Origin of the sequence: Pseudomonas sp. RA_5y_Pfl1_P24, from assembly GCF_963970945.1 — a bacterium.
Taxonomy (GTDB): domain Bacteria; phylum Pseudomonadota; class Gammaproteobacteria; order Pseudomonadales; family Pseudomonadaceae; genus Aquipseudomonas; species Aquipseudomonas tritici.
In genome coordinates, this window is the sequence record NZ_CAXAOJ010000002.1 from 192539 (window position 1) to 216929 (window position 24391).

A 24391-nucleotide genomic window follows, 5' to 3' on the forward strand; every position below is an offset into this window, starting at 1 on the left:
AGCGCATAGCGGTAGTCGATTCAGCGTCCAACGCTGCAGTCGTGCCGTGCGGGAACCAGCAGCCTGCGCAGATCAGTCACTACCCCCCACCTGTCAGTCGCACGCCGGTGTACGCAGTCGTATCACCGCCGGGTGTTGGCCTTTCGGGCTGATCAGCTGATTGCTGTTCCCGTCTGCCCGCCTGAAAAAAACCTACTGAGTTTCAGCAACTGCTGAATCGGCTTTTTTTGCCTGATGACAGGTGGTATCCATGTCTGTTTTTTCGAAACAATCCGTGGCCGCGGCGGCCTCGACGAGCCTGTTTGTCTTGCTGTGGAGCAGCGGGGCGATTTTCTCCAAATTGGGCTTGGCCCATGCTTCACCCTTCGCATTTCTGTTGATCCGCTTTGCCATTGCCCTGGCGGGGTTGGTGATTCTGGTGCCGATCCTCAAGCTGAAATTGCCACGCCCCGGCAAACCCATGGTGTATGCGGCGGCGACCGGCCTGGTGTTGCTGGGGGCCTACCAGATTTTTTATGTGCTGGCCCTGGACCTGAAAGTCACTCCCGGCATGATGGCAACCATCATGGGCGTGCAGCCGATCCTGACGGTGGTGCTGATGGAACGTCAGCGCTCGTGGCGCCGGCTGTTCGGCCTGGGGCTGGGGTTGGCGGGGCTGATCATGGTGGTTTACCAGGGCATCGGGTTGTCCGGCATGTCCCTGGCCGGGATGCTGTTCGGGCTACTGGCCCTGGCAAGCATGACCTTCGGCTCGATCATGCAAAAGCGTATCACCGACAACCCCTTGGGCACGCTGCCGGTGCAGTACCTGGCGGGGCTGCTGCTGTGTTCGGTGGTGGTGCCGTTCCAGCCGTTCCACTTTGAGCACAACAGCGGGTTTTACCTGCCGGTGTTGTGGATGGCGCTGGTGGTGTCGGTGCTGGCAACGCTGTTGCTGTACCGCCTGATCGCCCGGGGCAACCTGGTGAATGTCACCAGTCTGTTTTACCTGGTGCCGGCGGTGACGGCGGTAATGGACTACCTGATCTTTGGCAACACGCTCGCTGTGCTGAGCCTGGTGGGGATGGGGTTGATCATCATCGGGTTGATGTTCGTCTTCCGTAAAAACTGATCCAATCAAACGGTGAGCGAAAGGCTTCGCTCACCGTTTTTTCGGGCGCAACACCAACCACAACGCTCCGGCAATCAGCACCCCGCCATACACGTGCGCCATGGACAATGGCTCATCCAGCAACAACGCACCCCACAGCACGCCGAACGGCGGTATCATGAAGGTCACGGTCATCGACCTCACCGGCCCAATGGACGTCAGCAGGCGGAAGTACAGGATGTAGGCAAACGCCGTGCACACCAGCCCCAATCCCAACAGTGACAACCACACCTGCCAACCCCCCCAACTCGCTGGAGGCTGGCTGATCGCGCTGTAGGCGAACAACGGCAGCAGGAACAACGTCGCGCCAAGCATGCTGCCCAGGGCCGACAGGCGACTGTCCAAGCCGCCGCGCTGATCCAGCCAGCGCCGTGCCAGGAACCCGGCAAAGCCGTAACAGGTGGTTGCCAGCAAACAGGCCAGCGCGCCCATCAATAATTCCAAGTCAAACGCCACCGGCCCCGCGCGGGTCAGCACACCCACGCCCAACAAGCCGAGAAATACCCCAGCGACTTTCGAGGGCGTCAGGCGTTCGCTGAAAAACAGCCCGCCAATCAGCACGCCCATCAACGGCGTGGTGGCATTGAAGATCGCCGAGTAACCCGCTGGCAGCACCTGGGCGGCCACCGAATACATAGTTGCCGGAATCCCGGAGTTGATCACCCCCAATAGCAATACAGTCTTGAACTTGCCCTGGAAATCCCAGCTCACGCGCATCATTGCCAGGATCACCAGCAACCCGGCGGCGGCAATCGACACGCGGAAAAACGCAGTCGGCACCGTGCCGATTTCCGGCGCAATAATGCGCATGAACAGGAAACTCGCGCCCCAGATGGCAGCGAGCCCCAGCAGGTAAAGGGTGTCGACAGGTCTCACGGATCACTCCCACATAAATAGGCGGCGAGTGTTGCATGACATTTCTAATGATTACAGAACAAACCGCGTCACCATCCCATTCAGGTCCACCGCTAAACGCGACAGTTCCTGGCTGGCCGCCAAAGTTTGAGTGGCGCCAGCGGCGGTCTGGGTGGACAGGTCGCGAATATTCACCAGGCTGCGGTCCACATCACGTGCCACCAGCGCCTGTTGCTCGGCGGCGCTGGCGATCACCAGGTTGCGCTGGCTGATCTGCGAGATGGCCGCGGTGATTTTCTCCAAGGCGCTGCCAGCGCTGTTGGCCCGTTGCAAGGTTTGGCCGGCGTGCTCGGCGCTGCTGTTCAGGGCGTCGACGGTGTCCTGGGTGCCTTGCTGGATACCGGTGATCATCTGTTCGATTTCTTCGGTGGAGTCCTGGGTGCGTTGCGCCAGGGAGCGTACTTCGTCGGCGACTACCGCAAACCCACGCCCGGCCTCGCCCGCACCCGCCGCCTCAATGGCGGCGTTGAGTGCCAGCAGGTTGGTTTGCGCGGCGATGCCACGGATCACTTCCAGCACCTTGCTGATGTCCTGCGCTTGCACCGCCAGGCCTTCGGCCTTGTTCGAGGCGCCGAGCACTTCGTCCACCAGGTTCTGGATCGAGCGGATGGTTTCGCTGATCTGGTAGTGGCCGTGCTTGCTGTCTTCGTCCGAGGCCTGAGACGCCTCGGCGCTGGACACGGCATTGCCTGCCACTTCGTCCACGGCGGCGCTCATTTCGGTCACTGCGGTGGCGGCCTGTTCGATCTCATCGTTCTGTGCTTGCAGGCCACGGGTGCTTTGTTCCATCACCGAACTCATCTCTTCGGCTGCCGACGCCAGCTGTTGCGCCGATTCGCTGATGCCGCGGATAGTGCCTTGCAATTGCAACTGCATGGTGGCGAGGGCGGTGAGCAATTGAGCCGGTTCGTCGTTACCGCTGTCGGCGATTGGCTGGCTCAAGTCCCCGCCGGCGATGGTGCGGGCCACGATCAGCGCCTGGCCGAGCGGGGCGGTGATGCTGCGCGTCAGCAGCCAGGCCAGCAGCAAGGTGGCGATGAGTGCGAACACGATGATCAAACCGACAATCCACTGCGCGCTGGAGTACGTCTGCGCGGCGGCGTTCGCTGCGGCTTCCACGCCGTTCTGGCTGAAGCTGATCATGTCCTCCAGATTCTTGTTGAGGACCACACCCTGTGGCGCGAGGCGGCTGTTGAGCAGGTCGAAGGCCTCTTGTTGCTGATCCTTGTCCACCAGGGCAACGATCTGCCCGACCAGGCTCAGGTAGGCGTGCACGTTCACTTCGAGCTGCTTGAGCAACTCGCGTTCCTCGTCGTCGCTGAGCAGGGTTTTATGATGGTCGAGCAGGGTTTGCAGTTCGACGCGCTGGCGAGTGATCAGAACTTTGCTATTGTCGCGGATCCGCGATTCGTCGGTGGTCGCCAAGCGCAAGGCCTCCAGGCGGATACTGGCGACAATGGCCGCGCTGTCGTGGATATTCTCGATGCTTGGCATCCACGATTCTTCAATGATCAGTGCGCTTTGCCGCAGCTTGGCCATCTGGCCCAGGCCAAACATCCCGACGATCACCAGCAAGCTGGCCAAAACCGCAAAACTCAGACTGGCACGCAGACCGATCTTTATGTTCCTCAATGACATCTCAGTGCTCCTTGGGCGATTAGATCCTGCTCCCGGATCGGTCTTAGGACCTTGTTAGGGAGGGAGAGGGCGCGCTGTATATCAAAGTGCCATCACTGTAGTAATCAGGGTTTCCCTTAGTTGGATCCAATGCCCTCGGTGGTTCACCCAGACCCGTGCGCAAAACGATGTTGCAGGCTCAGGCTGACAAGGCCCGCCGTTTCAAGCGTGCAGATAAAACGCAGTGCGACTAAACGGTGCGTTTATTGACCGATTGGTCGAATTAAAAAATTGAAAATAAATGGACGAAATGAACGAAGGTGTACGAGGCATTCCCAAAATGACCCTTCTCCTGCACTCGTACACTGGCTAAGCTCAGGGCTTCCAGATGCCCATAGAGGTTTCCCGCATGTCGCAGTTCGCCCTCGCTGTCGCCCAGATGATCCTCGATGGCTTCGACGACTACCGCGAGCACTTCCGCCATATCACCGATGGCGCCCGCGAGCGTTTTGAAAAGGCTCAGTGGCAGCAGGGGCAGGCGGCGTCGGCGGCGCGGATCAACCTCTATGAAGACAAGGTCAGTGAAGTGACCGCACGCCTGCGCGAGCACTTCGATGAGGCCGCCTTGCTCGACATTAATCTGTGGCCCGTGGTGAAAAGCGCCTACATCGGCCTGATCGACCTGCGTTTTGACGATGAGCTGTCCGAGACCTGGTACAACTCGATCTTCTGCGGCCTGTTCAGTCACGACCTGATCAGCGACGGCTGCATGTTTATCCACACCACTCGGCCCAGCCTGCGCCGGGCAAGGGCCGCGCAGACGCGCACCTACACGCCCGCCGGGAAAATTTCGGAAATGCTCGCGCAGATCTTTGCCGACTACCGCTTCAGCGAACCCTACGCCGACCTCGCCGCCGACCTGCGCCGCCTTGAAGCCCAACTGCGGGAAAACATGCCGGACTGGGTATGCAAGGACCCGGACCTCAAGGTCGAGCTGTTTTCCTCGGTGCTCTACCGCAATAAAGGCGCCTACCTCGTCGGGCGTATCTATACCCGCGATGAACAATGGCCCCTGGTGATCCCGCTGCTGCACCGCGAAGGGCAGGGCATCCAGATCGATGCGCTGATCACCGACGAAGCCGATGTGTCGATCATCTTCTCGTTCACCCGTTCCTACTTCATGGTTGATGTGCCGGTGCCGGCGGAATTCATCGGCTTTCTCAAGCGCATCCTGCCGGGCAAGCACATCGCCGAGCTGTACACCTCCATTGGTTTCTACAAGCATGGCAAGTCAGAGTTCTACCGTGCCCTGATCAATCACCTGGCGACCACCGACGATCAGTTCATCATGGCCCCCGGTGTGCGCGGCATGGTCATGAGCGTGTTTACCCTGCCGGGCTTCAACACCGTGTTCAAAATCATCAAGGACCGCTTTTCACCGTCGAAAAACGTCAACCGCGCCACGGTGATCGAAAAGTATCGCCTGGTTAAAAGTGTCGACCGCGTCGGGCGCATGGCCGATACCCAGGAGTTCGCCGACTTCCGCTTTCCCCTGAGCAAATTCGAACCCGAGTGCCTGGCCGAGCTGTTGGAAGTCGCCGCCGGCACTGTCGAAGTGGAAGGCGACACCGTGCTGATCCGCCACTGCTGGACCGAACGGCGGATGACCCCGCTCAACCTTTACCTCGAGAATGCCAACGCCGCCCAGGTGCGCGAGGCCCTGGAAGATTACGGCCTGGCAATCAAGCAACTGGCGGCGGCGAATATCTTCCCCGGCGACATGCTGCTGAAAAACTTCGGCGTCACCCGTCACGGCCGCGTGGTGTTCTACGACTACGACGAAATCTGCTTTCTCACCGAAGCCAACTTCCGCCACATTCCCACACCACGTACGCCCGAGGATGAAATGGCCTCCGAGCCCTGGTACTCCATCGGCCCGCTGGATGTGTTCCCCGAAGAGTTCCCGCCGTTCCTGTTCGCCGACGCCGGCCAGCGCAAACTGTTTGATGAACTGCATGGCGAGTTGTACAACGCGGACTACTGGAAAGGGCTGCAGGAAGCGATTCGCGCCGGTAAGGTTATTGATGTGTTTCCTTACCGGCGCAGGGAGCGCGATCATTTATAAGGTGTGATCTGCCCCTGAGCCGGATTTTTGGGGAGCGCTCTTCAGAAAACGCCAAATTTGCTGTTGGTCGACTTGACGCCTATTTTTTCCAAGTGGTACTGCGCGGGCTTCATGTCATTTTTCGCGGGTTGGTAATGGCCTGACGTATTGGATAAGTACGTTTTGCCCGTTAGGGTTTGTTTCAAGTAGCCGGCACTGACGACATTACTCGACTGTCCGGCACCGGCACCCATTTCCGCGACAGCGGGGTGGGAGACCATCTTTGGCGCTACATTTTTATTGATGTTGGCAACGACCATCTGGCCGTCTCCAGTCACGACGAACTTGGTGATTGTGTTCGGTTTCTTCGCGATGTTCAGATCGTCTGGTTTCTTTATGGTTGTGACGGTGGCTATCGGGTTTCTGGGGTTCGTCGCCGCGCCCGCCAGGTGCATCTCCGCGTTCAGGTCTTTCGCTCTTGTATTGGTCAGTTTCCGATAGCCCTCATATCCGTTTTTTGTAGAGGCGTCGTGAGCGCCAGTGGGGTTTGACGACCAAGAGGAAGTTGTTGAAAAAGATTGAGGAGCAATGTCTTGATATTTGTCGGCGTAATTATGCAAATGACGGGTGTAAGTGTTGGAGTAACGGCTGGAGTCGATAGGCATATGAAAATCCTCGAGAGTCAAAGACGAAAACAGTCATGCGTTGTCTTGCCATTCGCCAAATGCGTCATAGACCACTCATGAAACTCATTCCTCGTGCTGCTTGGCTTGTAACGTGATAGTTCGAAATTCTATTTGCCCTCAGGTTGGTAGGCGGCTCCGACGAGACTTGGCTGTTGGAGGGTGTTGAGGGCGGCTTTTCCGTGTAGGCCGGAGGGAACTCATAGCGGGGCGGTGGCTGCGTATCTGCCGAACGCGGTTGTGCTCGCATGGATTCTTCATAGCTTGGTAAGCGCGACGTGACGGAATCGATTGGCATATAGAGCTCCGTCTTCAGGGTTGAGCGGTCTGATTTGCGAGGCGTACCTGGAGACTTATTGAAGCCTGTATATCTCATCCATCAAATCGGACTTTCGCTTTTTAACAGTGAGAAGGGCCTCCACAGCTGTGTAGTAAAAGTCGCTATTGGGTTGGGCGCTAAAGACCATCGCCACGTGATGGAACGTCTCCCGATGTGTCGAAATCTGCGACAATCCCTCCCACTCAATCGATTAATGCTGTGCAGGTCTCGCCTGCCTTACCCAAAAGACCTTTGCCGCCCTGATGACTGACCAAGCGCCCACTATCGACCAACTGCTCAAAACCCTCGATCACGCCATGCTTGCCGACCGCAACCGCTTGCGGCGGCAGTTACTTGAGCTGCGCAAGAAACCCGACGAGGAAAAGCTGGCGCAGTGGGTTGCGCGGATGCAGGCATCCTGCACCCAGGTCACGGCGCGGCGTGCCAGCCTGCCGGTGATTCGCTACGACGACAGCCTGCCGATTGCCGCCAAGCGCGATGAAATCAAGGCGGCGTTGAACAAGCATCAGGTGCTGATCATTGCCGGTGAGACCGGTTCGGGTAAAACCACCCAGTTGCCGAAAATCTGTCTGGAAATCGGTCGCGGGCAGTTCGGCCTGATCGGCCACACTCAGCCACGCCGGATCGCTGCGCGCAGCGTTGCCAGCCGGGTGGCCGAAGAGTTGGCTACGCCGCTGGGCGCGTTGGTCGGCTATCAAGTTCGGTTCGAAGACCAGAGCGATTCCAACACCCTGATCAAGCTGATGACCGACGGCATCCTGCTGGCGGAAACCCAGAACGACCGCTACCTGGAACGCTACGACACGATCATCGTCGACGAAGCCCACGAGCGCAGCCTCAACATCGACTTCCTGCTGGGCTACCTGAAAACCCTGCTGCCGCGTCGCCCGGACCTGAAGGTGATCATCACCTCGGCGACCATCGACCTGGAGCGCTTTTCCAAGCACTTTGACGATGCGCCGATTGTCGAGGTGTCGGGCCGTACCTTCCCGGTGGACACGTGGTATCGCCCGCTGACCTTGGAGCAGGACGAGGAGGGCAACCGCGTCGAAGACGACTTGACGGTTGACCAGGCGATCCTTGCCACCCTCGATGAAATCGCCGCTTATGAGCGCAGCGAACGGCGCAGCCCCGGCGACGTGCTGGTGTTTCTGCCGGGTGAGCGCGAGATTCGCGACGCCGCCGATATGTTGCGCAAAGCCCAGCTCAAGCACACCGAAATTTTGCCGCTGTACGCACGCCTGTCGCCGGCCGAACAGCAGCGCATTTTCCAGTCCCATCCGGGCCGGCGCGTGGTGTTGGCGACCAACGTTGCGGAAACCTCGCTGACCGTGCCGGGCATCCGTTATGTGATCGACAGCGGCACTGCGCGCATTAGTCGCTACAGCTACCGCGCCAAGGTGCAACGCCTGCCGATCGAGGCGATTTCCCAGGCCAGCGCCAATCAGCGTAAAGGCCGTTGCGGCCGGGTTGAGCCGGGGATCTGCATCCGCTTGTTCAGCGAAGAAGACTTTATCGGCCGCCCGGAATTTACCGACCCGGAAATCCTGCGCACCAACCTCGCCGCCGTGATCCTGCAGATGCTGCACCTGCGCCTCGGCGAAATCACCGACTTCCCGTTTATCGAGCCGCCGGACGGCAAGGCCATCAGCGACGGTTTCAACCTGCTGCAAGAGCTCTCGGCGGTCGACCGCAACAGCCAGCTCACGCCCTTGGGTCGCCAACTGGCGCGCCTACCGGTGGACCCGCGCATGGGCCGCATGCTGCTGGAAGCGGCCAAACTCGGCAGCTTGCAGGAAGTGTTGATCGTCGCCAGTGCCATGTCGATCCAGGACCCGCGCGAGCGTCCGCCCGAGCGTCAGCAAGCCGCCGACCAGGCCCACGCGCAGTGGAAAGATCCGGATTCGGACTTCGCCGGCTTGGTCAATTTGTGGCGCGGCTTTGAAGAACAGCGCCAGGAACTGACGGCCAGCCCGCTGCGCAACTGGTGCCGCAAGAACTTCCTCAACTACCTGCGCCTGCGCGAGTGGCGCGATTCCCATCGCCAGTTGAGCCTGATCTGCCGCGATATGCAGTTGACCATCAACAAAGAGCCGGCGGACTTTCCAAAGCTGCACAAGGCGGTGTTGTCCGGCTTGCTCAGCCAGATCGGCCAGAAAACCGAAGACGGCGATTACCTCGGCGCACGCCAGCGCCGCTTCTGGATTCACCCCTCATCGGGCATCGGCAAGAAGCGCCCGCAATGGCTGATGACCGCCGAACTGGTGGAAACCACCAAGCTGTATGCGCGCATGGTCGCCAAGATCGACGCCGACTGGATCGAGCCGCTGGCCGGGCACTTGATCAAGAAAAACCATTTTGAGCCCCATTGGGAGAAGAAGCGCGGGCAAGTCGTGGCCTTTGAGCAGATCACGCTGTTCGGGCTGATTGTGGTCGGGCGGCGGCCGGTGCATTACGGGCCGATCGACCCAGTGGTGTCGCGCGAGCTGTTTATCCGCGAAGGCCTGGTGCGTGGCGAGATTCAATCGCGGGCCAAGTGCCTGACGGCCAATCAGCAGTTGCTGGAACAGCTCGACGAGTTGGAAGCCAAGGCGCGCCGCCGTGACATCCTGGCGGATGAAGAAACGCTTTACGCTTTCTACGATGCGCGCCTGCCAGCAGAGATCCACCAGACCGCGACCTTCGACAGCTGGTACAAGGTCAACAGCCAGAAAGACCCGCAACTGCTGATCATGCGCGAGGAAGACGTGCTGGCCCGCGAGGCCAGTGAGGTCACCGCCGCGCATTATCCGGACACCCTGCACTTGGGCGACCTGGAACTGGCGTTGAGTTACCACTTCGAACCCAATCACCCGCGCGACGGCGTGACCCTGCGCGTGCCGGCACCGCTGTTGCCGGCCTTGCCGCCGGAGCGTCTGGAATGGCTGGTGCCCGGGGTGATCGAGGCCAAGTGCATCGCCCTGGTGCGCAACCTGCCCAAGGCGCTGCGCAAAAACTTTGTGCCGGTGCCAGACTTCGTCAAGGCCGCTTTGCAACGCATCGAATTCGGCCAGGGCTCGTTGCCTCAGGCGTTGGGCCGCGAACTGCTGCGCATGACCGGCGCGCGGGTCAGCGATGAAGCCTGGGCCGAAGCGTCACAACAGGTGGAAAACCACCTGAAGATGAACCTTGAAGTGGTCGACGGCCAGGGCAAGTTCCTCGGCGAAGGCCGCGACCTGGCTGAACTGACGGCGCGCTTTGCCGAGGCCAGCCAGGCTGCGTTGGCCGTGCCGCAAACCGCGAAAAGCCAGCAGCCGGTGGAGGCCAAGGTATTTGCGGCGGTGGCGGAAAAAACTCAACAGAAGATCGCTGGGCTGTCGATGACAGTGTATCCGGCGCTGGTGGAAGAAAACGGCGCGGTCAAGGAGGGGCGCTTCTCGACGGCTGCCGAGGCTGAATTCCAGCATCGCCGCGCATTGCAGCGTCTGCTGATGCAGCAACTGGCGGAACCGGCCAAGTTCCTGCGCGGCAAGTTGCCTGGCTTGACCGAGCTGGCGCTGATGTACCGCGAATTAGGGCGTATCGACGCGCTGGTGGAAGACATCCTGCTGGCCAGCCTCGACACCTGCGTACTCGAAGGCGAAGCCAGCCTGCCGCGTGACGGTGCCGGTTTGGCTGCCTTGGCTGAGCGCAAGCGTGGCAGCTGGACTGAACACGCCGAACGCATGGCGCGCTTGACCCTGGAGGTGCTGAAACTCTGGCATGGCTTGCAGAAGCGCTTCAAAGGCAAGATCGACCTGGCACAGGCCGTGGCCCTGAATGACATCAAGCAGCAGTTGAGCAGCCTGGTGTACCCCGGTTTCGTGCGGGAAACCCCGGCGCAGTGGTTCAAGGAACTGCCGCGTTACCTCAAGGGTATCGAACTGCGCCTGGAGAAACTGCCCAGCCAAGTACAAAAGGATCGGGTGTGGAGCGGCGAGCTGGGAGGCTTGTGGACGCAATACGAAAACCGCCTGAAAAAGCACGCCCAGGAAGGCAAGCGCGATCCCCAGTTGGCGCTCTATCGCTGGTGGTTGGAGGAGTATCGGGTGTCGTTGTTTGCTCAGCAGTTGGGTACCAAAGTGCCGATTTCCGATAAGCGTTTGAGCAAGCAATGGAGTCTGGTGGAAGCCTGACCCCTTTCCCGGTTTTCCAGGCATAGCAGGTCCCACATTAAAATGGGCATATCTGCGAGATGGCGCCAAATCCTAGGGTTTGTGGCAAACTTCGCCGTTATAAATGCCGGGATCGTCGTGAAGCGTCGCGACGCGATGGAATAAAGCGATGCCAGTTTGGTGTCCGCGGTGCGGAATCGGACTATTTACAGTTTGGTACGACGGTACCAATATCTTCTGCCTGACAGATTTAGAGGAACGACCGTGCATAACGTCGTCATCAGCGGCACTGGCCTGTACACCCCAGCCAACAGCATCTCCAACGAAGAGCTGGTGCAGTCTTTCAATGCTTACGTGCAACAGTTCAACAGCGATAACGCCGCCGCCATCGAGCGCGGTGAAGTGCAGGCGTTGACTGAATCCAGCGCAGCCTTCATCGAAAAAGCCTCGGGCATCAAGAGCCGCTTCGTGATGGACAAAGACGGCATCCTCGACCCGCAGCGCATGGCCCCGCACCTACCCGAGCGTAGCAACGACGAGTGGTCGGTGCTCTGCCAGATGGCCGTCGGTGCTGCCGAACAAGCCTTGCAACGCGCCGGCAAGACCGCCGCTGACATCGACGGTGTCATTGTCGCCTGTTCGAACCTGCAGCGCGCCTACCCGGCCATCGCCATTGAGGTCCAGGAAGCCCTGGGCATCGAGGGTTTTGGGTTTGACATGAACGTGGCGTGTTCCTCGGCCACTTTCGGCATCCAGAACGCCGCCAACAGCATCCAGCTGGGCCAGGCGCGGGCGATCCTGATGGTCAACCCGGAAGTCTGCACCGGTCACCTGAACTTCCGCGACCGTGACAGCCACTTCATCTTTGGTGACGCCGCCACGGCTGTGATCCTCGAACGCGCCGACCTGGCCACCTCCGAGCATCAGTTTGACGTGGTCAGCACCAAGCTGTTGACCAAGTTCTCCAATAACATTCGCAACAACTTCGGCTTTCTCAATCGCGCCGCGCAAGAAGGTATCGGCGCGCCGGACAAGCTGTTCGTGCAGGAAGGCCGCAAGGTTTTCCGTGATGTGTGCCCGATGGTGGCCGAGTTGATCGGCGTGCACTTGGCTGAAAACCAGCTGAACGTGGCCGATGTGAAGCGCTTCTGGCTGCATCAAGCCAACTTGAGCATGAACCACTTGATCGTGAAGAAACTGCTCGGCCGCGAGGCCACGGTTGAAGAAGCGCCGGTGATTCTCGACACCTACGCCAATACCAGCTCCGCAGGTTCGGTGATTGCGTTTCACACCTATCAGGATGATTTGCCCAAGGGTTCCGTGGCCGTGCTCAGTTCGTTTGGCGCGGGCTATTCGATTGGCAGCGTGATCCTGCGTAAACGCTGATCTACCGGTCGATCACGGTCAAATGTGGGTGCTGGCTCGCCTGCGATCGCATCACTGCGGTGTGACTGATACACCAAAGTGCCTGCATCGCAGGCAAGCCAGCTCCCACAGGAATCGGATTTCGACAGTGAAATCGAGGTTAATCAATGGCAGCAGCGGACGACGCGCACCTGCTTGAACGTTTGCTCAAGGGTGAGCAGCGGGCCTATAAGGAGTTGGTCGCCACCTACCAGAGCGCCATGCGTGCGGTGGCTTATGCCATCGTCGGCCAGCGCCACGCCGACGAAATCGTGCAGGATGCCTGGCTGTCGGTGGTACGCAACCTGGCCAAATTCGAAGGGCGTTCCAGCCTCAAGACCTGGCTGCTGACTATCACCGCCAACGCGGCCAAGGGGCGCTACAAGCAGAATCGTCGCGAGGTATTGCTCGATGATCTGCCTTCACCCCACGGCACCATTGGTGATGACCGTTTCACCCCGGACGATGGCCACTGGGCCGTCGCCCCCTACGCCTGGCATCAGGACACCCCGGAAGCCTTGCTGACCGAAGAAGAATTGCGTGAATGCCTGGAACACACGTTGCTGAGTCTGTCTGATCTGCAAAGCAGCGTGCTGGTGCTGCGTGAACGCCAGGGCCTGGAGCTGGAAGATATCTGTAATCTCCTGACGCTGTCGCTCTCCAATGTCCGTGTGCTGTTGCACCGAGCGCGGCTTAAAGTCTTCGCCACGGTGGAGCATTTTGAGGAGACGGGCGAATGCTGACCTGTAAAGAACAAGTGGCACGTTCCAGTGACTATCTCGATGGGCAATTGACCTTTCGCGAGCGTCTGTTGGTGCGTCATCATTTGATGTTCTGCCCGAACTGCCGACGGTTTATCCGCCAGATGCGTTTGATGCAGGCGACGCTGAAGATAATGCCGGATGAGCCGGTTGAAGGTGTGGATGCCTTGGCGCTGCGGCTGGCTGCCGAGCGGCTCAAGGGGGAGTGAAGCAGCTGCAAGCTGCAAGTGAAAAGCGGCAAGTGACGCGCTTCTCCTTGAAGCTTGTCGCTTGCCGCTCAAAGCTGCTTCTTTAGAACTTGGCTTCTGCGTCCAACTGCAGGGTGTTGGCGTTAGCATCGCGGTAGCCTGCGGCGCTGGCGTAGTCCGCTTTGGTCAGGAAGTAAGTGGCGCCGATAGCGAAGTTCTTGTCGATGTCGTAGCCGACTTTGAACTTGTGACCGCGTGCACCGGTGAAACCGCCGGCGAAGTCCGAGTCGGTGAGGGCGCCGACCACTGCATAACGCTGTACGTCGCGGTAGTTGTAGTCCAGGTTGAAGCCGAACACTTTGGACTTGGCACCGAGTAACCAGGCAGTGTCCTTGTCTTTATCCGTGGCTTTGGTGTTTTGCACGTACTGGCCATAGAACGACAACGGTACAGCCAGGCCGCCGATATCGATTTGGCTGAAGCCTTCATACAAACGGTACTCGCTGGCATTACCGGCTGTGGTATTGGCGACCGTTTCGGCTGGGGTCAGGCAAGCGGTAGAGCCGGCGGTCGGGCAGCGGCTGTCTTCATCGTTCTGGAACGCATAAACACTGCCGCCCAGTGTCAGTTTCAGGTTGTCGGTCAGGGTGAAGCGCGACCCCAACTGGCCGGCGGTCATGCGCAGGTCATTGCGAAACTGCACGCCGTCGCCGTTGACGTTGTCCTTGAGGTTGTAGTTACCCAGGCTGCCGAACAGCTCGGTGCTGCTGCCCAGTGGGTATTTGTAAGTCAGGGCCAGGCCTTCCGGGTTGATATCGCTATCCCAGATCACATCACCCATGCTGACCCACGGCTGCAGCATTTTGCCACCGATCACGTGCAGGTTCTTGATCTGGTCCGGGTGGTAGTCGATGTAGCCGAGGTCCAGCCAGATCGACTTCTTGTTGAAGTAGCCGTCCAGGTCCTGGTTCGTGGAACGGGCGTCGTCACTGCTACCCGTGGCGATACGGATGCCGGTGTCGACTTGCGAGTTGATCTCGGTGTAGGCGCCCAGACGAGCACGGATGCGCTCACGATCCTTATCCTTGCCGCCGTTGTTCGGGGTGCCGTCGATTTTGATGGTTTCGTGGCGGAAGCGCACGTCACCCTTGAGCTGGGTCTTGGCAGCCCAGGCCAGTTTCTGGTCAAAACTGCTCAGCTCATTGGTTTTCTTCGCGGTGGCCGCGATCTGTTCGTTGGTCTCTTGTTGAGCTTGCCGTGCGATCTGCTGTTCTTTCTGGTCTTTAGCCAATTCGCTTTGCAGTTCAGTGTACTGCGCAGCGGTGATCTGGCCGTTGGCCTTGAGCATGTCGAGCAATTTAGCGTCGACTGCAGCGCTGGCCGGAACGCTCAGGGCCAGTAACAGGCCGCCGCACAGGACCGCCGCAGTTTTAGTGGAAGCAAGACGCATATCAATCTCCGAAGGTGAGGAGGGATGGCAAACCATCCAGGACACAACCGACCGATGACGGACGGAAAAATAACCACCTGCTAGAACCAGGCGCTCTAAAAACAGGCGTCAGTATCACGATCGTTTATGACGGCGCAGTGGCTAAGTGATGTCATCTAGATGACAAATTGATTAGGATCGGAACTATTGGTTTAGAGCCTTGTCACGCGATTCGGGGGTGTGCTTGGACCGGCGATAGGCGATACTCGCGAGGCTTTCACGCCCCCGATCAGTGAGGATGCACATGCCGTTGCAACGCCTGGACAGCCTGTCCGAAATCGCCCCGCAGGTTTGGGATGCACTGGTGCCGGACGCCCAGCCTTTCGTGCGGCATGCCTTCCTGAGTGCCCTGGAAGACAGCGCCAGCCTGGGCCCGCAATCCGGCTGGCAGCCGGAGCATTTGCTGCATTGGGACAGCGATCGGTTGGTGGCAGCATTACCCAGTTATCGCAAGTGGCATTCCTATGGCGAGTACGTGTTCGACCATGGGTGGGCGGATGCCTGCGAGCGGGCCGGCATCGATTACTATCCCAAGCTGCTGACAGCTGTGCCGTTCAGCCCGGTGAGCGGGCCACGCCTGTTGGCGGCGAATGCCGAGGAGGGTTTTGAACTGCTGAAAAGCCTGCCGGGTTACCTGGAAATCGAAGGGCTCTCCAGTGCCCACATCAACTTTACTGACGCGCTGGCCGATGCTGCACTGGCGCAACAACCGGGTTGGTTGCAGCGCCTGGGTTGTCAGTTTCACTGGCAGAACCGTGGCTACCGCGACTTCCAGGATTTCCTCGATGCCTTGAGTTCACGCAAGCGCAAACAGATGCGCAAGGAGCGTGAGCAAGTGGCGGGGCAGGGCATCGAGTTCGAGTGGTTGCAAGGGCATGAACTGAGCGAGGCGCAGTGGGATTTTGTCTACGCCTGCTACGCCAATACCTATGCGATCCGCCGCCAAGCCCCTTACCTGACCCGCGCCTTTTTTAGCCTGCTGGCCGAGCGCATGCCCGAAGCGATTCGCGTGGTCCTGGCCAAACAAGGTGCCCGCCCGGTGGCCATGGCCTTCAGCCTGATCGGTGGTGGCAGCTTCTACGGCCGCTACTGGGGCTGCCTGGCGGAATTCGACCGCCTGCACTTCGAAACCTGCTTCTATCAGGGTATGGACTACGCCATCGCCCACGGCCTGCAACGCTTTGATGCGGGGGCCCAAGGCGAGCACAAGTTGATTCGCGGGTTTGAGCCGGTGATTACACGCTCGTGGCATTACCTGCGTCATCCCGGATTGAAAAACGCCGTGGAGGATTTCCTAGAGCGCGAGCGGGTGGGGGTCGTGGCGTATGCCGAAGAGGCGCGGGCAGCCCTGCCTTATCGACAGGGCTGATCCACTTCACTTCAGCCCGGCTCCTCCTTGCCCAGCCATCGATAGGAAAAGCCGCCGATCACCGCGCCAAGGATCGGCGCGAACATCGCTGTCATCACCCGCTTACTGACAAACCCGCTGACAACCTGCGCCACGATCTACGCCGGTAATTCCCTGGCCGGAAACCTTCCGCCAACGCCCGCCCAACACCAACCAAACCGTACCTAACCCCGCTGTGACTGAACGCTTGAACCCATGCAACACGTCCTTGATAGATCGCTCTACCCAATCAGTAAATCAGTGATGCTCCTTGCAGATTTACTTCCGCGCCCGTGTGGGCACTGCACTGCGTAAAGCACGATTGCGGCTCCCACAGGGGATCGCGGTGTTGTTTCAGTCGATACCGACGAAGCCACCCGTCTGGTGCTGCCACAACCTGGCATACAACCCCCCATGCGCCAGCAACTCGGCATGGCTGCCACTCTCGGCAATCAGGCCCTTCTCCAGCACCACTAGGCGGTCCATCCGTGCAATGGTCGACAAGCGGTGCGCAATCGCAATCACCGTCTTGCCTTTCATCAAGGTCTCCAGGCTTTCCTGGATCGCCGCTTCCACTTCCGAGTCCAGGGCTGACGTGGCTTCGTCCATGATCAAAATCGGCGCGTCCTTGAGCAGTACGCGGGCGATGGCGATACGTTGGCGTTGCCCACCGGAGAGTTTCACGCCGCGCTCACCCACGTGAGCATCCAGCCCTGTACGGCCTTCAGCGTCCGAGAGCAGCGGGATGAACTCGTCGGCGCGGGCCTTGTGCACGGCGGCCCAGAGTTCTTCGTCGGTGGCGTCGGGCTTGCCGTACAGCAGATTGTCGCGGATCGAGCGGTGCAGCAACGAGGTGTCCTGGGTGATCATGCCGATCTGTGCGCGCAGGCTTTCCTGGGCGACCTCGGCGATATTCTGGCCGTCTATCAGGATGCGCCCGCCTTGCAGGTCGTAGAGCCGCAGCAACAGGTTGACCAGCGTCGACTTGCCCGCACCGGACGGGCCGATCAAGCCGATCTTTTCACCGGCCTTGATCTCAAGGTTAAGGCCGCCAATGATCCCGCTCTTCTTGCCGTAGTGGAAATCTACCTGCTCGAAGCGCACTTCGCCCCGGGGCACACTGAGGCGCGGGGCGTTGTCGCGGTCGATCACGGCCAGTGGCTGTGCGATGGTTTTCAGGCCGTCCTGCACCATGCCGATGTTTTCGAAAATGCCGTTGACCACCCACATGATCCAGCCGGACATGTTGACGATGCGAATGACCAGGCCGGTGGCCAGCGCGATGGCGCCCACGGAAATCAGCGACTGCGTCCACAGCCACAGCGCCAGGCCGCTGGTGGTGACAATCAGCAGGCCGTTCATGGTGGTGATCACCACGTCCATGCTGGTCACCACGCGGCTGGCCAACTGGGTTTTTTCAGTCTGCTCGATGATCGCTTCCTTGGCGTATTCCTGCTCGGATTGAGTATGGGCAAACAGCTTTAAGGTGGTGATGTTGGTGTAGCCATCGACGATGCGGCCCATCAGTTTGGAGCGCGCCTCGGACGAAACCACCGAGCGCTCCTTCACGCGGGGCACGAAATAGCGCAACGCCAGGCTGTAGCAGATGATCCAGCTCACCAGTGGGATCATCAGGCGCCAGTCGGCCTCGGCAAACAGCACCAGGGAACTGATGGCGTAGATCGCCACGTGCCAGATCGCGTCCACCGCTGCCACGGCAGAGTCACGCAGCGAGTTGCCGGTTTGCATGATGCGCTGGGCGATACGCCCGGCGAAGTCATTCTGGAAGAAGTTCAGGCTCTGCTTGAGTACGTAATTATGGTTCTGCCAGCGGATCAGGCTGGTCATGCCGGGGCTAATGGTCTGGTGCACCAGCAGGTCGTGCAGGGCGCCGAAGATCGGACGCAGCAACAGGGCAACTACGGCCATCCAGATCAGCTCGGTGCTGTGGACCTGGAAGAAGTTGGCGGGCGGCGTGCCTTGGGCCAGGTCGATGATACGGCTCAGGTAGCTGAACAGCGCGACTTCGATCAATGCGCCGATCAAGCCCACCACCAACAGCGCGGCAAAACATGGCCACACCTGGCGCAGGTAGTAGAGGTAGAACGGCAGGACTTTATCGGGCGGGGCGGCGCTTGGCGCGTCGCGGAAAATATCGATCAGTTGTTCAAAACGACGATAGAGCATTAGGGTTGACGCCCGCCTGGCGGGCTCTCCTGTTCAAATGCGCGCGCAGCCTTGTGGGCTGCGCACGGAGCTTCCTGCAGACCTCAGTCGATGCGCTTGGCCGACTTGATGTAGACAGGATCGATAGGCACGTTCTGCATGCCTTGCTTGGTGGTGGTCTGCGAATTGACGATCACGTCGACCACGTCCATGCCTTTGACCACTTTGGCGAATACGGCATAACCGCGATCACGGCCTGGGTCGAGGAAAGCGTTGTCGGCCACATTGATGAAGAACTGGCTGGTGGCCGAATCCGGATCACTGGTGCGCGCCATGGACAAGGTGCCACGTACGTTATGCAGGCCATTGCTGGCTTCGTTCTTGATCGGCGCTTCGGTTGGCTTTTGCGACATCGACTGGGTGAACCCACCGCCCTGGACCATGAAACCCGGGATCACACGGTGGAAAATCGTGTTGTTGTAGAAGCCCTTGTCGACATAGGCCAGGAAATTCTTGGTGCTGATCGGGGCCTTGACCGGGTCCAGTTCGATTTCAATGTCGCCGTTGGTGGTGGTGATCAGTACGTGAGGCGCCTTGGCGGGTTCGGCCGCCATCAGGTTGGCAGCGAACAAAACAGAACCGGCAAGAAAGGCGATTTTTTTCAGCATGGGTCAATGATCCTGGGTAGTGGTTTCGACTGTCTTTAGAAAATCGAGCAGCGTGGCGTTAAAGACTTCAGGTTGATCTAAGGGCGTGGCATGGCGGGAATCTCTGATCACCACCAGTCGCGCATCGGGCAGCAGTTTTACATAGTTTTCTTTTTGCGCCACGGGGGTGTAGTCGTGGTCGGCGCTGATGACCAGGGTTGGACAGGCAATCCTCGAAAGGCGTTCCTGCACACCCCAGCCTACAATCGCATCGAAGCTGGCGAGATAAGCACGTTTGTCGTTTTTTGCCCAGCGTTCGGCCATCTTGCGGCGCAGGTCGGCCTGGTGCGGGTTGGGAAACAAGCGGTCGCCCAGCGCCTTGCCGATAGTGGCGAGGCTGAGCACGCGCGCCAGGCTCCAGCGCTTGGCCCACTGCCAGTAATCTTCGGCGCTGCGTACCTTCACCTCCGGCGCGCTGTTGACGATGCACAGGCTCTTGACCCGCGCCGGTTCATCCACCGCCAGTTGGAAGGCAATCATGCCGCCCATGGATAAACCCACCACATGGGCGGGCGGCAGGTCCAGGTGTTCGATCAGCGCGAGCAGATCAAAGGTGAAGCCCTGGATGCTGTAGCGTTCGCGCGGTTTATCCGAGCGCCCGTGACCGCGCACATCCACCACGAGCAGGCGGTAATGTTTGGCCAGCACCGGAATCTGCAGCTCCCAATCCTGGCAACTTGAGCCCAGGCCGTGGATCAGGATCAGCGGGGTGCCGTGGCCGTATTCTTCGTAGTGCAGGCTGCATCCTTCGTGGTCGAACCAGGCCATGCATGAACTCCGTTTCAGGCTTGCCGGGGGGCGGCGAAAGGCGCGTCCAGGGGGGCGGTGTCAAAGGTGCGCAGCAGTTCCACGAGGATCTGCGTCGCCGGCCCCAAGGGTTTGTCTTTGTTGGAATACAGGTAGAACGTGGGGTGGCGGCTGCCGCCCTGTTCCAAGGGTAGCTGCTTGAGCACGCCTTCGGTGAGTTCACGTTCGATCATATGCCGAGGCAACCAGGCAAAGCCCAGGCCGCTGCCCACAAAGGCGGCGGCGGTGGCCAGGCTGCCGACGGTCCAGCGCTGTTCGGCGCCGAGCCAGCCCACATCGCGCGGTTGCTGGCGACCGGAATCGCGGATCACCACCTGCATCTGGCTTTCCAGGTCCTGGAAACTCAGTTCGCGATTCATGCGGTGCAGGGTGTGCTCGGGGTGGGCCACGGCGACAAATTCCACATCGCTCATTTCCGTGCCCAGGTAGCCGGGGATGCTGAAGCCGCAAATCGCCAGGTCGGCCACGCCTTCAATCAGCAGCTCTTCAACGCCCGACAGCACCTCCTCACGCAGGCGCACGCGGCAACCACGGCTCTGCGGCATGAAGGCGGAGAGGGCGCGCACAAGGCGCGCGTTCGGATAGGCCGCGTCCACCACCAGGCGGACCTCGGCTTCCCAGCCCTGCTCCATATGGTGCGCGAGGTCTTCCAGCTGGCTGGCGTTTTTCACCAGTTGCCGGGAGCGGCGCAACAGCACTTCACCGGCGTCGGTGAGCACCGCCTTGCGCCCATCAATGCGCAGCAGCGGTACACCGAGCTGGTCTTGCATGCGGGCCACGGTGTAGCTCACCGAAGACTGCGAACGGTGCAGCGCTTCGGCCGCCTGGGCGAAGCCGCCATGGTCGACCACGGCTTGCAATGTGCGCCACTGATCGAGGGTAACGCGGGGCGCTTTCAAGATAGGTTCCTCTTGTCTTAAGCTGACAGTCCTTATTGGAGACTGCCGAATGAGAAAATTCTGTTGTGTGTTGCTGGCGCTGGTTCCGATGAGCGCATTTGCCTACCCCATCGACGTCACAAAAAAGATCGACGGCGTCCGTATCGATTACACCGCCTCCGATGTGGACGGCGATATCAGTTCGATCCAGCTCACTAACTACGGCACGAATGACGCCGTATGCTCGGTAATCTTCACCAACGGCCCGGAGTCACCGCGTCGCCGCACGGTCACGGTGCCGGCGGGAAAAAGCACGAACACCACGGCCAAGTTCAACCGCGCCATTATCAAGATGCGCATCGCCTTGGCTTGCGCGCCGAAGTAACCCGAGAGCGGAGCATGCCGACAGCGATACTCCGCTTATAAGCAGATTTATAGATGGGTTATAGCAGTTTTTTGCGCTTTTTAATCGAATTGGCTCTGTTTAATCTTCACTCCATCGAATTACAGCAATTACAGATGGAGCCTACAAAGCCATGTCCAATGTTCTGATCATCGAAAGCAGCGCCCGCCAGCAGGATTCGATTTCCCGCCAACTCACCCGGCAGTTCATCAGCCAATGGCAGGCCGCCCACTCGGCGGATCAGATCACTGTGCGTGACGTGGCCCTCAACCCGGTCCCGCACCTGGACGCCAACTTGCTCGGCGGCTGGATGAAACCTGCGGATCAACGCAACGGCAACGAGCAGGCGTCCCTGGAGCGCTCCGACGAATTGACCAACGAACTGTTGGCGGCCGACGTACTGGTAATGGCTGCACCGATGTACAACTTTGCCATCCCCAGCACCCTCAAGGCCTGGCTGGATCACGTGTTGCGTGCGGGTGTGACCTTCAAATACACCGCCACCGGCCCTCAGGGTTTGCTGACCGGCAAGCGCGCCATCGTGCTCACCGCGCGCGGCGGCATCCACACGGGTGCCACCTCCGATCACCAGGAACCCTACCTGCGTCAGGTTATGGCATTCATCGGGATTCACGACGTCACCTTCATTCACGCCGAAGGGGTGAACCTGAGTGGGGACTTCCAGGAAAAAGGCATTAACCACGCCAAGGCGCTGCTGGCACAGGTCGCCTGATCTTTTAATCGCCAGATAATCCCTCGATGTTTATCTAGCTCCACGCAACCCTTCAAGTACGCGTATCGAACCTCCCTTTGCACTTTTTGCTCCTGAGTGCTCCTGCCCGACTGACGCATTAGCGAGGTCGGGTTTTTTTTGCCCCGAGTTTCTTCAATCGTCGAAAACCTTTAATGTCCCGCCCATTCGAAATGAGGCGCGCATGGGCTATCTACTGGTTGTCACTCTGATTCAGGCATTTTCCTTCAGCTTGATCGGCGAATACCTCGCCGGTCACGTCGACAGCTATTTTGCCGTGCTGGTGCGCGTGTTGCTGGCCGGGCTGATATTTATCCCGCTGACGCGCTGGCGTTCGGTGGAGCCAGCCTTCATGCGCGGCATGCTGGTGATTGGCGCGCTGCAGTTTGGCGTGACCTACGTGTGCCTGTACCTGAGCTTTCGCGTGCTCACGGTGCCGGAGGTGCTTCTGTTCACTATCCTTACGCCGCTGCACGTGACCCTTATCGAAGATGCCCTCAACCGCCGTTTCAACCCCTGGGCGTTGATCGCCGCGTTGGTGGCGGTAGCCGGCGCGGCGGTGATCCGCTTTGACCAGATCACCCCGCACTTCCTTGGGGGCTTCCTGCTGCTGCAACTGGCCAACTTCACCTACGCCGCCGGGCAGGTGATGTACAAGCACTTGGTCGCGCGTTATCCCAGTGATTTGCCGCACTACCGACGCTTTGGTTACTTCTACGTGGGCGCGTTGCTGGTGGTGTTGCCGGCGTTCCTGCTGTTCGGCAAGTCGAACTTTCTGCCGGAAGCACCGCTGCAATGGGGCGTGCTGGTGTTTCTTGGACTGGTCAGCACCGCCCTGGGGATGTATTGGTGGAACAAAGGCGCCTGCCTGGTCCATGGCGGCACCTTGGCGGTGATGAACAATCTGCATGTGCCGGTGGGGCTGCTGCTGAACCTGCTGATCTGGAACCAGCATGAGCCGCTGGGCCGCTTGGCCTTGGGTGGGTTGGTGATTCTGGGGGCGGTGTGGATCAGTCGGTTGGGTGTGCGAAAGGCGCCATTGTTACGCTGAACCCCTTGTGGGCGCGGGCTTGCTCGCGAATACGGTATGTCAATCAGCACATCTTTTGTTTTGCTGACTCATCACCTTCGCGAGCAAGCTCGCTCCCACAATAGGCCGCGTCGTTAAATCGATATTTTTTCCGGGGCCGGCAAATGACTGGCCCCGAGCACCGCCGGCAACATCCCTGCGCGCAGATCATTGCCACTCGGCTGCTGATACAAGCTCAAGCCAAACTCCGGCAATACCGCCAGCAGGTAATCAAAGATATCCCCCTGGATCCGCTCGTAATCCGCCCACGCTGTGGTGCGGGTAAAGCAGTAGATCTCTAGCGGCACGCCCTGGGCGGTGGTTTGCATCTGGCGCACCATACAGGTCATGTTCGGCTGGATGTCCGGGTGGCTTTTCAGGTACGCCAGGGCGTAAGCGCGGAAGGTGCCGAGGTTGGTCATGCGGCGCAGGTTTGCCGACAATTGCGCGCTGTTCCCCTGAGCTTCGTTCCAGGCCTTGAGTTCAGCCTGCTTGCGCCCGATGTAGTCGGTGAGCAGGTGCACCTGGGTCATGCGCAGTTCTTCATCGTCACGCAGGAAGCGCACGCCGCTGGCGTCGATATACAGGCAGCGCTTGATGCGGCGCCCGCCGGAGGCCTGCATGCCGCGCCAGTTCTTGAACGACTCGGACATCAGGCGCCAGGTGGGAATGGAGACGATGGTCTTGTCGAAGTTCTGCACCTTGACTGTGTGCAAGGTGATGTCCACCACATCGCCGTCGGCGCCGACCTGGGGCATTTCGATCCAGTCACCGACCCGCAACATGTCGTTGCTGGTCAGTTGTACGCTGGCGACGAACGACAGCAAGGTGTCCTTGTACACCAACAGGATCACCGCCGACATCGCACCCAGGCCTGAGAGCAGCAACAGCGGCGAACGGTCGATCAGGGTGGCGACAATAATGATTGCGCCAAACACGAACAACACCATCTTCGCTAACTGCACATAGCCCTTGATCGAGCGGGTGCGTGCGTGTTCGGTGCGTGCGTAGATGTCCAGTAAGGCGTTGAGCATTGCGCTCATGGCCAGTACCAGGAACAGAATGGTGAGCGACAGGGCCACGTTGCCGATAAACAGAATAGCGGTCTTGCTCAGGTCCGGCACCAGGTACAGGCCGAACTGGATCATCAGCGATGGCGTCATCTGGGCCAGGCGATGAAAGACTTTGTTGTGCCGCAGATCGTTGACCCAGTGCAGGGCCGGTTGCCGGCCGAGCAATTTGACGGCGTGGAGAATGAGATAACGCGCTACACGTCCAAGCAACAGCGCCACGACCAGCAACACCAGCAGCCCGAGGCTGGCATGGAGCAATGGGTGTTGATCGAGGGTGCCCCAAAGGTCTTGGACGTTGATCCAAAGCTGTTTGATATCCATGGATGAGACCGATTCTTCTGTAAGACAAGACGGGGCGATTAGAGC

Annotated in this window: 19 protein-coding genes and 1 pseudogene; 10 read left to right on the forward strand and 10 right to left on the reverse strand. The window is 59.6% G+C overall.

Going from position 1 to position 24391, the window contains the following annotated elements; all coding sequences use genetic code 11:
* Window positions 1–250 precede the first annotated feature (250 nt).
* The gene (locus AACY30_RS03425) at window positions 251–1111 is read left to right on the forward strand and encodes a DMT family transporter (protein WP_339467974.1); all 861 of its coding nucleotides are present in this window, start codon (window positions 251–253) and stop codon (window positions 1109–1111) included.
* 30 nt (window positions 1112–1141) lie between these two features.
* On the opposite strand, the gene AACY30_RS03430 is transcribed toward AACY30_RS03425, so the two are convergent.
* The gene (locus AACY30_RS03430) at window positions 1142–2026 is read right to left on the reverse strand and encodes a DMT family transporter (protein ID WP_339467977.1); all 885 of its coding nucleotides are present in this window, start codon (window positions 2024–2026) and stop codon (window positions 1142–1144) included.
* A gap of 51 nt (window positions 2027–2077) precedes the next feature.
* Window positions 2078–3703, reverse strand: coding sequence for a methyl-accepting chemotaxis protein (locus AACY30_RS03435; protein ID WP_339539746.1), 1626 nt, complete (start codon window positions 3701–3703; stop codon window positions 2078–2080).
* Window positions 3704–4091: 388 nt separating this feature from the next.
* Between AACY30_RS03435 and aceK the strand changes: the two genes are divergently transcribed.
* Window positions 4092–5807, forward strand: coding sequence for a bifunctional isocitrate dehydrogenase kinase/phosphatase (aceK, locus tag AACY30_RS03440; protein ID WP_339539748.1), 1716 nt, complete (start codon window positions 4092–4094; stop codon window positions 5805–5807).
* A 41-nt stretch (window positions 5808–5848) separates the two neighbouring features.
* Here the strand turns inward: aceK and AACY30_RS03445 are convergent, their stop codons facing one another.
* Entirely contained in the window at window positions 5849–6451 is a 603-nt protein-coding gene (locus AACY30_RS03445) for a hypothetical protein (protein WP_339539750.1), read from the reverse strand.
* A 600-nt stretch (window positions 6452–7051) separates the two neighbouring features.
* Here AACY30_RS03445 and hrpA point away from each other — a divergent pair.
* From hrpA to AACY30_RS03465, 4 genes are all read left to right on the forward strand, one after another.
* Entirely contained in the window at window positions 7052–10963 is a 3912-nt protein-coding gene (gene hrpA, locus AACY30_RS03450) for an ATP-dependent RNA helicase HrpA (RefSeq protein ID WP_339539752.1), read from the forward strand.
* A gap of 243 nt (window positions 10964–11206) precedes the next feature.
* Complete coding sequence (locus AACY30_RS03455) at window positions 11207–12328, forward strand: beta-ketoacyl-ACP synthase III (RefSeq protein WP_339467989.1); 1122 nt, start codon at window positions 11207–11209, stop codon at window positions 12326–12328.
* Window positions 12329–12474: 146 nt separating this feature from the next.
* A complete protein-coding gene (locus AACY30_RS03460; RefSeq protein WP_339467991.1) occupies window positions 12475–13089 on the forward strand; it encodes an RNA polymerase sigma factor in 615 nt (204 codons plus the stop codon).
* The gene (locus AACY30_RS03465; protein ID WP_339467993.1) at window positions 13083–13316 is read left to right on the forward strand and encodes an anti-sigma factor family protein; all 234 of its coding nucleotides are present in this window, start codon (window positions 13083–13085) and stop codon (window positions 13314–13316) included. The genes AACY30_RS03460 and AACY30_RS03465 overlap by 7 nt, the downstream gene beginning before the upstream one ends.
* A gap of 553 nt (window positions 13317–13869) precedes the next feature.
* On the opposite strand, the pseudogene AACY30_RS03470 reads toward AACY30_RS03465, so the two are convergent.
* Window positions 13870–14745: pseudogene (locus tag AACY30_RS03470) on the reverse strand (putative porin); the annotation flags it as partial.
* 283 nt (window positions 14746–15028) lie between these two features.
* Between AACY30_RS03470 and AACY30_RS03475 the strand changes: the two are divergent.
* The gene (locus AACY30_RS03475) at window positions 15029–16153 is read left to right on the forward strand and encodes a GNAT family N-acetyltransferase (protein WP_339467997.1); all 1125 of its coding nucleotides are present in this window, start codon (window positions 15029–15031) and stop codon (window positions 16151–16153) included.
* 11 nt (window positions 16154–16164) lie between these two features.
* Here the strand turns inward: AACY30_RS03475 and AACY30_RS27330 are convergent, their stop codons facing one another.
* The 5 genes from AACY30_RS27330 to AACY30_RS03500 all read right to left on the reverse strand — a co-directional run bounded on the left by AACY30_RS27330 (window position 16165) and on the right by AACY30_RS03500 (window position 20750).
* Window positions 16165–16287, reverse strand: a complete 123-nt coding sequence (locus AACY30_RS27330; RefSeq protein WP_445261411.1) for a hypothetical protein — start codon at window positions 16285–16287, stop codon at window positions 16165–16167.
* A 238-nt stretch (window positions 16288–16525) separates the two neighbouring features.
* Window positions 16526–18358, reverse strand: coding sequence for an ABC transporter ATP-binding protein (locus AACY30_RS03485; RefSeq protein WP_339467999.1), 1833 nt, complete (start codon window positions 18356–18358; stop codon window positions 16526–16528).
* Window positions 18359–18441: 83 nt separating this feature from the next.
* Complete coding sequence (locus tag AACY30_RS03490; protein WP_065873821.1) at window positions 18442–19005, reverse strand: peptidylprolyl isomerase; 564 nt, start codon at window positions 19003–19005, stop codon at window positions 18442–18444.
* A gap of 3 nt (window positions 19006–19008) precedes the next feature.
* Window positions 19009–19812 carry an alpha/beta fold hydrolase gene (locus AACY30_RS03495; RefSeq protein WP_339468001.1) on the reverse strand — a complete coding sequence of 268 codons (804 nt, stop codon included), beginning with the start codon at window positions 19810–19812 and terminating at the stop codon, window positions 19009–19011.
* A gap of 14 nt (window positions 19813–19826) precedes the next feature.
* Window positions 19827–20750 carry a LysR family transcriptional regulator gene (locus tag AACY30_RS03500; protein WP_339437490.1) on the reverse strand — a complete coding sequence of 308 codons (924 nt, stop codon included), beginning with the start codon at window positions 20748–20750 and terminating at the stop codon, window positions 19827–19829.
* A gap of 49 nt (window positions 20751–20799) precedes the next feature.
* Between AACY30_RS03500 and AACY30_RS03505 the strand changes: the two genes are divergently transcribed.
* The 3 genes from AACY30_RS03505 (at window position 20800) to AACY30_RS03515 (ending at window position 22934) form a co-directional block, all read left to right on the forward strand.
* On the forward strand, window positions 20800–21114 hold the full coding sequence (locus AACY30_RS03505; protein ID WP_339468003.1) for a 3-phosphoglycerate kinase: 315 nt from the start codon (window positions 20800–20802) through the stop codon (window positions 21112–21114).
* A 151-nt stretch (window positions 21115–21265) separates the two neighbouring features.
* Window positions 21266–21865, forward strand: a complete 600-nt coding sequence (locus AACY30_RS03510; RefSeq protein WP_339539755.1) for an FMN-dependent NADH-azoreductase — start codon at window positions 21266–21268, stop codon at window positions 21863–21865.
* Between the two features lie 202 nt (window positions 21866–22067).
* Window positions 22068–22934: a carboxylate/amino acid/amine transporter gene (locus AACY30_RS03515; RefSeq protein ID WP_065873817.1), complete on the forward strand. Its 867-nt coding sequence runs from the start codon at window positions 22068–22070 to the stop codon at window positions 22932–22934.
* Window positions 22935–23047: 113 nt separating this feature from the next.
* Here AACY30_RS03515 and AACY30_RS03520 read toward each other — a convergent pair whose 3' ends face one another.
* Window positions 23048–24346 (reverse strand): mechanosensitive ion channel family protein, encoded by a 1299-nt coding sequence (locus AACY30_RS03520; RefSeq protein WP_339468009.1) that lies wholly within the window; start codon window positions 24344–24346, stop codon window positions 23048–23050.
* Window positions 24347–24391 lie beyond the last annotated feature (45 nt).